The 7,603-nt window shown below is 71.3% G+C and carries 8 protein-coding genes; 4 read left to right on the forward strand and 4 right to left on the reverse strand.

Going from position 1 to position 7,603, the window contains the following annotated elements:
- Nucleotides 1–8: 8 nt before the first annotated feature.
- Both ACZ59A_RS20930 and ACZ59A_RS20935 read left to right on the forward strand, forming a co-directional pair.
- Nucleotides 9–1,559: an MFS transporter gene (locus ACZ59A_RS20930; protein WP_470960579.1), complete on the forward strand. Its 1,551-nt coding sequence runs from the start codon at nt 9–11 to the stop codon at nt 1,557–1,559.
- The gene (locus ACZ59A_RS20935; RefSeq protein ID WP_470960580.1) at nt 1,519–2,421 is read left to right on the forward strand and encodes a LysR family transcriptional regulator; all 903 of its coding nucleotides are present in this window, start codon (nt 1,519–1,521) and stop codon (nt 2,419–2,421) included. The genes ACZ59A_RS20930 and ACZ59A_RS20935 overlap by 41 nt, the downstream gene beginning before the upstream one ends.
- A 58-nt stretch (nt 2,422–2,479) precedes the next feature.
- Here the strand turns inward: ACZ59A_RS20935 and ACZ59A_RS20940 are convergent, their stop codons facing one another.
- From ACZ59A_RS20940 to ACZ59A_RS20955, 4 genes are all read right to left on the reverse strand, one after another.
- On the reverse strand, nt 2,480–3,799 hold the full coding sequence (locus ACZ59A_RS20940; protein ID WP_470960581.1) for a sensor histidine kinase: 1,320 nt from the start codon (nt 3,797–3,799) through the stop codon (nt 2,480–2,482).
- Nucleotides 3,796–4,497: a response regulator transcription factor gene (locus tag ACZ59A_RS20945; RefSeq protein WP_468046121.1), complete on the reverse strand. Its 702-nt coding sequence runs from the start codon at nt 4,495–4,497 to the stop codon at nt 3,796–3,798. The genes ACZ59A_RS20940 and ACZ59A_RS20945 overlap by 4 nt, the downstream gene beginning before the upstream one ends.
- 68 nt (nt 4,498–4,565) lie before the next feature.
- Entirely contained in the window at nt 4,566–5,303 is a 738-nt protein-coding gene (locus ACZ59A_RS20950) for a hypothetical protein (protein WP_470960582.1), read from the reverse strand.
- A 114-nt stretch (nt 5,304–5,417) separates the two neighbouring features.
- A complete protein-coding gene (locus ACZ59A_RS20955) occupies nt 5,418–6,182 on the reverse strand; it encodes a thioesterase II family protein (RefSeq protein WP_470960583.1) in 765 nt (254 codons plus the stop codon).
- Nucleotides 6,183–6,416: 234 nt separating this feature from the next.
- Between ACZ59A_RS20955 and ACZ59A_RS20960 the strand changes: the two genes are divergently transcribed.
- Entirely contained in the window at nt 6,417–7,301 is an 885-nt protein-coding gene (locus tag ACZ59A_RS20960; RefSeq protein ID WP_470960648.1) for an ACP S-malonyltransferase, read from the forward strand.
- Nucleotides 7,298–7,555 carry an acyl carrier protein gene (locus ACZ59A_RS20965; protein WP_470960584.1) on the forward strand — a complete coding sequence of 86 codons (258 nt, stop codon included), beginning with the start codon at nt 7,298–7,300 and terminating at the stop codon, nt 7,553–7,555. The genes ACZ59A_RS20960 and ACZ59A_RS20965 overlap by 4 nt, the downstream gene beginning before the upstream one ends.
- The last annotated feature ends 48 nt before the right edge of the window (nt 7,556–7,603 follow it).

Raw genomic sequence — 7,603 nt, forward strand, 5'->3', positions numbered from 1 at the left:
CCGACTCCGTGACACGGCGGCCGTGGTGGGCCGTGGCCGTGGCGGTCCTGGCGCAGACGCTGGTCCTGCTGGACAACACGGTCCTCAACGTGGCGATGGAAACCCTGGCCGATCCCGTACGCGGGCTCGGTGCCGACTCCGCGGAGCTGGCGTGGGCCAACGCCTCGTACTCGCTGGTGTTCGCCGCGGGCAGCTTCGCCGGTGGCGCCCTCGCCGACCGCTACGGGCCGCGCCGCACCCTGACCGCCGGGCTGCTGCTCCTGGCCGTCGCCTCCACGCTGGCCGCGTTCTCGCCCGGCGCCACCGAACTCATCGTCACCCGTGGGTTCATGGGCGCGGGCGGTGCGCTCGTCACCCCGGCGACGCTGGCCATCGTCACCCGCGGCACCGCGCCCGCCCACCGCACCCGCGCCATCGCGGTGTGGGCCTCGGCGGGCGGCGCGGCCGTCGCGCTCGGACCGGTGGTGGGCGGTGCGCTGCTGACCCGGTTCTGGTGGGGCTCGGTGTTCCTCGTCAATCTGCCGGTGGTGGCCGTATGCCTGGCCGGTGCGGCGCTGCTGGTGCCCGAGCTGCGCTACGCCGAGCGCCGGGTGCTCGACCCGGCGGCGCTGCTGCTGTCCGTGCTGGGGCTGGGCCTGGTGGTGTACGGCGTCATCGAGGGCGGCCGCCCGTCCGGCTGGTCGAGCCCGGCCGCGCTGCTGCCACTGGCGGGCGGGCTCGCGCTGCTGGCGATGTTCGCCACGACGCAGGGCCGCCGGGAGACGCCGGGATTCGACGTGCGCCTGTTCACCGAACCGCGCTTCGCGGGCGGCAGCGTGACCCTCCTGCTGCTCTTCTTCGGCCTGGCCGGGCAGCTCTTCTACTGCGCCTTCTATCTGCAAGGCGTGCACGGCCTCTCGGCGCTGGCCGCCGGGGTCGTGATGGCCGCCGCCGCGGGCGGCATCGTGCTCGGCAACCAGATCTCGCCGGGGCTGACCCGGTGGCTCACCGTCCGCTGGTGCGCGGTCGCCGGAATCCTGCTTTCGAGCGCCACCTTCGGCGCCTACGTGTTCTTCGACGCGGACACCCCGGTGGCCTCGATCGCCGTGGTGCTGTTCGTGCAGGGCGCCGGTATCGGGCTGGTGGTCGCGCCGATGACGGCGGAGATGATGGCCGTTCTGCCCGCGCGGTACACCGGAGCGGGCGCCGCCATCAGCGCCGCCACCCGGCCCGTGGGCAGCACCCTCGGGGTCGCGGTCCTCGGCTCGGTGCTCGCCACCTCGTATCGCGGCGAGATCCGGCCCGCGCTCGCCGGGCTGGCCCCCGGGGCACGGGACCGGGCCCTGGACTCCGCGGAGGCCACCCGGGCGGTGGCCGCGTCGCTGCACCGGCCCGATCTGCTCGCCGCCGCCGACCGGGCCTATCTGCACGCCCTGTACGTCACCGCCGGCTGGACCGCGCTGCTGTCCCTGGCGGGTGCCGTGCTCGTCATCGGCTATTTCCGGCCACGCCCCTCACCGACGGAGGCAGGAAGTGGATATGGGTCTGCGCCACCTGCGGATCGTGCTCACCGTGGCTGAATCCGGCAGCATCAGCCGGGCCGCCGCCACGCTGAACATCGCGCAATCCGGCCTCTCCACTCAACTCAGGCGTATTGAGCAGGAGTTGGGCGGCCCGCTGTTCCGCCGGCGTGCGCAGGGCGTCGTACCGACCGAGCTGGGCGTCCATGTGGTGGGCCGGGCCCGGGAGCTGCTGGACGAGTTCGGCGATCTGATCGCCACGGCCCGCAGGCTCGCCCAGCCCGCCGAACCGCCGCAGGCCGTCGCGCTGGGCGGCGTGGACAACCCCTGGGTGCCGCTGATCGCCGCGCTCATCCGGGAGCGGCTGCCGCACCACGAACAGCTGACCTATCTGGAGCCCTCCTCCCAGGCCGTGCTGGAGCTGCTGCGCATGGAGAAGATCGCGCTCGCGGTCGTCAGCGAGTTCCCGGACGTCGGGCCGCCCGCGGTCCGGGAGTTCACCGTACGAGACCTCGGCACCGAACCCGTGCTGATCGGCCTGGCCCCCGGCCACCGGCTGGCCCACCGGCAGCGGATCACCCTCGAAGAGCTGGCCGAGGAGATCTGGGTAGCCCCCGGAGACCGCTCCGACGGCCTCGGTCTGAGCCTGCGGATCGCCTGCGAGCGCGCCGGGTTCACCCCCCGGTTCCGGTACTTCGGCGCCGACCAGACCACCGCGGCGGCCATCGTCGGCGCCGGGAACGCGGTAGGCGTCTTCGCCGCACCGGGCGACCGCTGCCCGGGCATCGCCCTGAAACGGCTGGCCAACGGCCGCCTGTGGCGCCGGACCCGGCTGGTATGGCCAGCGGACTCGCCCCTGGCGGGGCTGGCCGAGGACATCGACGCCGAAGCCTTCGACTGGCGCCGCTCACGGGCGTCGTGAGCGCCGGGCGGCAAGGGGGATACCGCTGCGTGGCCACGTGGCGGAGCCGGGCGGGGGTTCAGCGGCTGGGGTCGCTCGGCTGGCGGGCTACTACGGACAGGCACGCCGCGATCGTCCGCTGCCGCGGAATCGCGTCTGCCGTCCGCGCCGCCGGAAGCTCGACGGTGAACAGTGCGCCGTGTCCCGGGCGTCCCCCGGCGGTGATCCGCCCCCGGTGGCTTTCGACCACCTCCCTGGTCAGCGCCAGACCGAGCCCGAACCGCCTGCCCCGGCCGGACGTCCCCCGGGCGAACCGCTCGAAGAGGCGGTCGGCCTCCTCCGGCGCGAACCCGACCCCCGTGTCGCGTACGGACAGCGACACGACACCGGGACGCGGGGCGTCCACGGACACCACGACCTCCCCGCCGGGCGGCGTGTGCCCCATCCCGTTGTCGACCAGCGCGGCGATCACCCGGCGCAACGCAGGGGCGGTGCCCATCACCACATGCCGCCCCGGCCCCTGCCGCAGCCGTACGGCCAGCCCCAGCGACTGGGCCCGGGCGTCCTCGGCGGCCACCGCCTCCTCGGCGAGCGCGGCGAGGTCCACCGGATCGCACGAGCCCGGCGACCGGGACAGCCGCGCGGACAGCAGCAGGTCGTCGATGACGTCGCCGAGCTGCCGGGTCCCGGTCACCAGGCGCTGGAGGTCGGCGGTCAGCTGCTCGGGCCGCTCCGAGCCGGAGCGCCGGGCGAGCAGCTGGGCGCGGGTGTGCAACTGGGTGAGCGGGGTGCGCAGTTCATGACTGGCGTCCGCGACGAACCGCCGCTGCCGGTCCAGTGCCTCGGACAGCGGCGTCATCGCCCGCCGCGCGAGCATCCCGCTCGCCGCGGCGACGAGCAGCAGACCGATCGACTCGGCCGTCGCGAAGGCCAGCAGCAGATGCTCGCGGTCCGTGCGCTGGAAGCGTTCGCCGTACGCCGCCTGTACGACCTCGCCGCCGCGCCGCCCCGTACGCACCGTGAACTGCTCCCCGCCGCGCTTCACCCGCTCCAGCACCGGGGGAGCGCCCGCCCGGACCGCCTTCAGGCTGGACATCACGGGCAGGCCGTCCGGGATGCCGCGGGTGCTGCGGAGCACTCCGTCCCGCTCCACGGTGATCCACATGCAGACGGGAGGGCTGTCGACGGTGTTGTGCCGGATGCCCCACTGCGTCTCGCGCTCCGCGTCGGCGCGCTGGGCGAACAGCACGACGGAGTAGACGATGGCCACGACCAGCAGCATGATCACCGACATCACCAGAGAGATGCGCAGGGTGATCGACCACTGGGCGGAGGCGAGCCGCCGCCGCTCGGGGCTGGCAGCCGGGCGGCGCGGAACGCGGACCGGAAGGGAGATCACAGCGTGCCCATCTGGTAGCCGCGCCCCCGCACGGTACGGACGACGTCACGGCCCAGTTTCCGCCGCAGATAGTAGACATAGGTGTCGACGATGGACTCGGCCGAGGTATCGGGGAACACGCGCTCGCGCAGATGCGAGCGGTCGTGCACCCGCTTGGGGCCGTCCGCGAGCGCGTGCAGCAGGCCGAACTCGCGCAAGGACAGCTCGACCCGGCTGCCGTCGGCCAGACAGACCTCGTGACGCCGCAGGTCCAGTTGCCCGTCCCCGTCGCCGAGCGGAAGGACTTCGGCGTCCGCGAGGTCGCGCCGGTGCAACGCCCGCACCCTGGCCAGCAGTTCGTCCACCTCGAACGGCTTGACCAGGTAGTCGTCCGCGCCGGAGTCGAGGCCGGTGACCCGATCGCCCAGTTCGCCCAGCGCGGTCAGCACCAGGACCCGGGTGGTGACACCGACCCGCCGTAATCGTTTCACCAGGTCCAGGCCGTCGATGCCGGGCAGCATCCGGTCGATGACCATCACCTGATGGCGTCGGCCGAGACCGAGATGGAGCCCCCGGTGGCCGTCGAATGCCACATCGACGTCGTAGCCCTCTGAGACGAATAATTCGGCCAGCATGTCTGCGGTCTCCCGGTCGTCCTCGACCAGTAACAGCCGTGTCTGATCCGCAGTCGACCGTGGTGTATCGGCTGGGTAGATCATTCGCTCATCTTGGCAGCCCGGCTCCGGGGGCGGTGCGTACTATCTCGGCCGTCGGTCGGCGAGTTCGCTCAGGCGGATGGGAGACGGTCGTACGTCCTGAAGGTGTAGTACGCCGTATATGTGACCCGGTTTTCGCCGGATGCGGCGGGCAGGGCGAAACGGTGGTTGAGCGCACGGCCGAGGGGACCGCAGCCGGTGGCCTCGGGCGTGGTGAAGGTGTCGTCGTGCGCGGGGAAGCGGATCAGCGGCGGGTCCTGGGACAGCCAGGTGCTCGGCGCGTCCTTCGTGAGGCGGAGCTTCACTGGTTGCCCGTCCGTGCCGATGGAGCACGCCCGGTTGAGGAGCGGGGAAGCCAGCCGGAACTTCAGATCGACGGCGCCGCTGGTGAGGAAGTCGGCGTACCCCCCGTACTCGGCCCGGACGGACAGCCCCGGAGCGCCCGGCACCGGTGTCGGCTCGGCGCGTACGGAGCCGAATACCTGGCCGAACGTGCCGTCGGGCAGCGGGCCCTCGGCATGGACAAGGGTGATGGGCTTGATGTCGGGGAGATCGATCCCGCCGAGCTTGATCCGCCCGTACGCGACCGACACCTCGCAGCGCCACTTCGCGCGGTCGGCGCCCGTGGGCAGGTCCTTCGGGCAGTCGGCGTAGGCGGGGGCGAGCGACTCGGGGGTGGGGACGGGCGCGGGGGCGGCGGACCCGGCGGAGGCCGGGGGCTGGGCGGCGGCGGTCAGGGCGAGGGCGGCGGCGACGGCGCCGACTCCATACGCGAGGCGGCGGCGGAGTGCGGTCCTGAATCTCTTCATGTCCTCGACCCTGGACACCATCGGTGTCCCTGGCCATCGGGAGGCTCCCTGACGCGTCCCGGGGACACACCCTGATGCGGTGTCAGGGGCACGGATCGGGAGCCGGCCCCCGGGCTACAGCGCGCGCCGGATGGCCTCGGCCACCGTGCCGAAGTGCGCGGCGAGCGCGAAATGCCCGCCGGTGAGGTGGACCCGGTCGCGTACGTCCACGACATCGCCCCAGGCGGCGACCTCGGCGGGGGAGAAGACCTGGTCGTCGTCCGCGGCGACGAGGAGGACCGGGGACTTGGTCCAGACGCGGTCGGTCATGGCGGCGAGCCCGTCGCCGAGGAGGAGGTCGGACCGCAGGGGCGGGAGAAGGTATTCGGCCACCAGGGCCTCGTCCAGGTCGGCCAGCCCCGGGGTGTCCAGTGAGCGCAGGAAGGCGAAGAGATCGTCGGTGCCGAGTTCGGCGGTCGGCTTGCCGAGCGGGTGCCGTACGAACTGGCCGGGAACCGGCCATGCGGAGAGCACGACGAGATCCGGGGGTGCGGGCGCGCGGGTGGCCAGGAGGTGGGTCATGGCCGCGCCCATGCTGTGGCCCATGAAGACGAGTCGCCCGTCGGTGGGCGGGAGCTTGTCGAGCGCGGCGAGGACGCTGTCCACGGCCTCCTCGGGCTCGGTGACGGGCGGCGTACGGCGGCGGTTGGCCCGGCCCGGAGGCTGGACGGCCCAGACGTCGGCCTCCGGGAGCGCGGCGGCGAAGGGGTGGAAGAAGGTGGCGGAGCCGCCCGCGGGCGGCCAGCACACCAGCCGGTCCCGGTGCTCCGGTGTCACGGCGGCGGACTGATCGGCGGACCGCAGTGGCTGAAGCCAGGGGTCGGTAATCGGAGCGCTCATGAAATTCAGTAATCCCGGGGCCCGTTGATGCTGTCAAGCATGCGAATTGGTCACGGCGGTCTTATTTTCGTCGCTGTCCAGGAAGCACTAGGGGCATCACTAGTTTGGCAAAATGCGACAGTGTAACGTTCGCCACATGGGTGCCCCTTGCATGCGTCGGTGCGTTTCCTTGATGCTGATTTAGGGCCGGGTCGATTAACCGGCCCTTCTTCTGGTGTCCACCTGAAAGGCGCCATGGTTTTCGCGATACTTTTCCCCGGGCAGGGTTCGCAATTCCGGGGAATGGGTACTGACGCCTTCGAGCGGTATCCCGGACTCACTCAATTCGCCTGTGACGTACTGGGCTACGACCTCGTCGCCCTGTGCCGCGACAATCCGGACGACGCACTGTCCCGCACGGAATACACCCAGCCCGCCCTCTATACCGTCAACGCCTTGCAGATGTTCGAGCGCTTACGGCGCGAGGGCCGGCCCGCCGACTGCTATCTCGGGCACAGTCTCGGCGAATACAACGCGCTACTGGCCGCCGGAGTGTTCGACTTCGAAACCGGGCTCAGGCTGGTCAAGAAGCGCGGTGAGCTGATGGCGGCGGCCTCCGGTGGTGGAATGACGGCCGTGATGGATACGCCGGCGCCCCGGCTGTTCGACATCCTCGGGCGGGACGGCGTCGAAGGGCTGGACATCGCGGGCTTCAACACCGACGCGCAGCTCGTCGTCGCCGGTCCGGACGGGGCGCTGCGCGCCGCCCACGCCTCGTTCAAGGAACGCGGCATCCGGTTCGCGCCGCTGCGGGTCAGCGCGCCGTTCCACTCCCGGTACATGGAGCCCGTCCGCGCGGAGTTCGAGCGATATCTCAAGGAATTCTCCTTCGCCGAGCCCGCCGCCGATGTGGTCGCGAACGTCACCGGGCGCCCCTACGAAAAGGGCGCGATCGTGGCGACGCTGAGCCAACAGCTGGTCGAACCGGTGCGCTGGACGGACAGCGTCCGTCATCTGCTCGCCCGTGACCCGCGGTTCGCCTGCGAGGAAGTGGGCGGTAAATCCCTCGGGCGCATGGTGGAAAAGATCCGTGCGGCCGCAGTTCCTGTCTCCGACCGAGAAAACAGGGTTCTGATATGAGCAGGACAGAGAAGATCCAGCAGTACATCGAGGAACGCTTCCTTGTCGAGTTCGGCGGCGATATGACCGCCGACACCGACCTCTTCAAGGCCGGGGTCATCGACTCCTTCGGCTACATCCAGCTCATGAACTTCCTGGAGGACGAGTTCGCTTTCCACATGGACGAGGCCGACATCCTCACCGATGTCTTCGTCTCGCTCTCCTCGATCGACGACTTCGTGGCCCGCAAACTCGCCGAGCCGAACCCCCGGTAATCCCGGTAACCCCGACAACTCGCCGAGCCCGACACCCCGTAAGAGGAC

It is taken from the genome of Streptomyces sp. NPDC040405 (genome assembly GCF_055595765.1).

Excerpts from the sequence above, each read along its gene's own strand:
- ACZ59A_RS20945 (WP_468046121.1), bottom strand. The coding sequence starts at position 4,497 with ATGATCTACCCAGCCGATACACCACGGTCGACTGCGGATCAGACACGG.
- ACZ59A_RS20960 (WP_470960648.1), top strand. The coding sequence starts at position 6,417 with ATGGTTTTCGCGATACTTTTCCCCGGGCAGGGTTCGCAATTCCGGGGA.
- ACZ59A_RS20955 (WP_470960583.1), bottom strand. The coding sequence starts at position 6,182 with ATGAGCGCTCCGATTACCGACCCCTGGCTTCAGCCACTGCGGTCCGCC.
- ACZ59A_RS20950 (WP_470960582.1), bottom strand. The coding sequence starts at position 5,303 with ATGAAGAGATTCAGGACCGCACTCCGCCGCCGCCTCGCGTATGGAGTC.
- ACZ59A_RS20965 (WP_470960584.1), top strand. The coding sequence starts at position 7,298 with ATGAGCAGGACAGAGAAGATCCAGCAGTACATCGAGGAACGCTTCCTT.
- ACZ59A_RS20935 (WP_470960580.1), top strand. The coding sequence starts at position 1,519 with ATGGGTCTGCGCCACCTGCGGATCGTGCTCACCGTGGCTGAATCCGGC.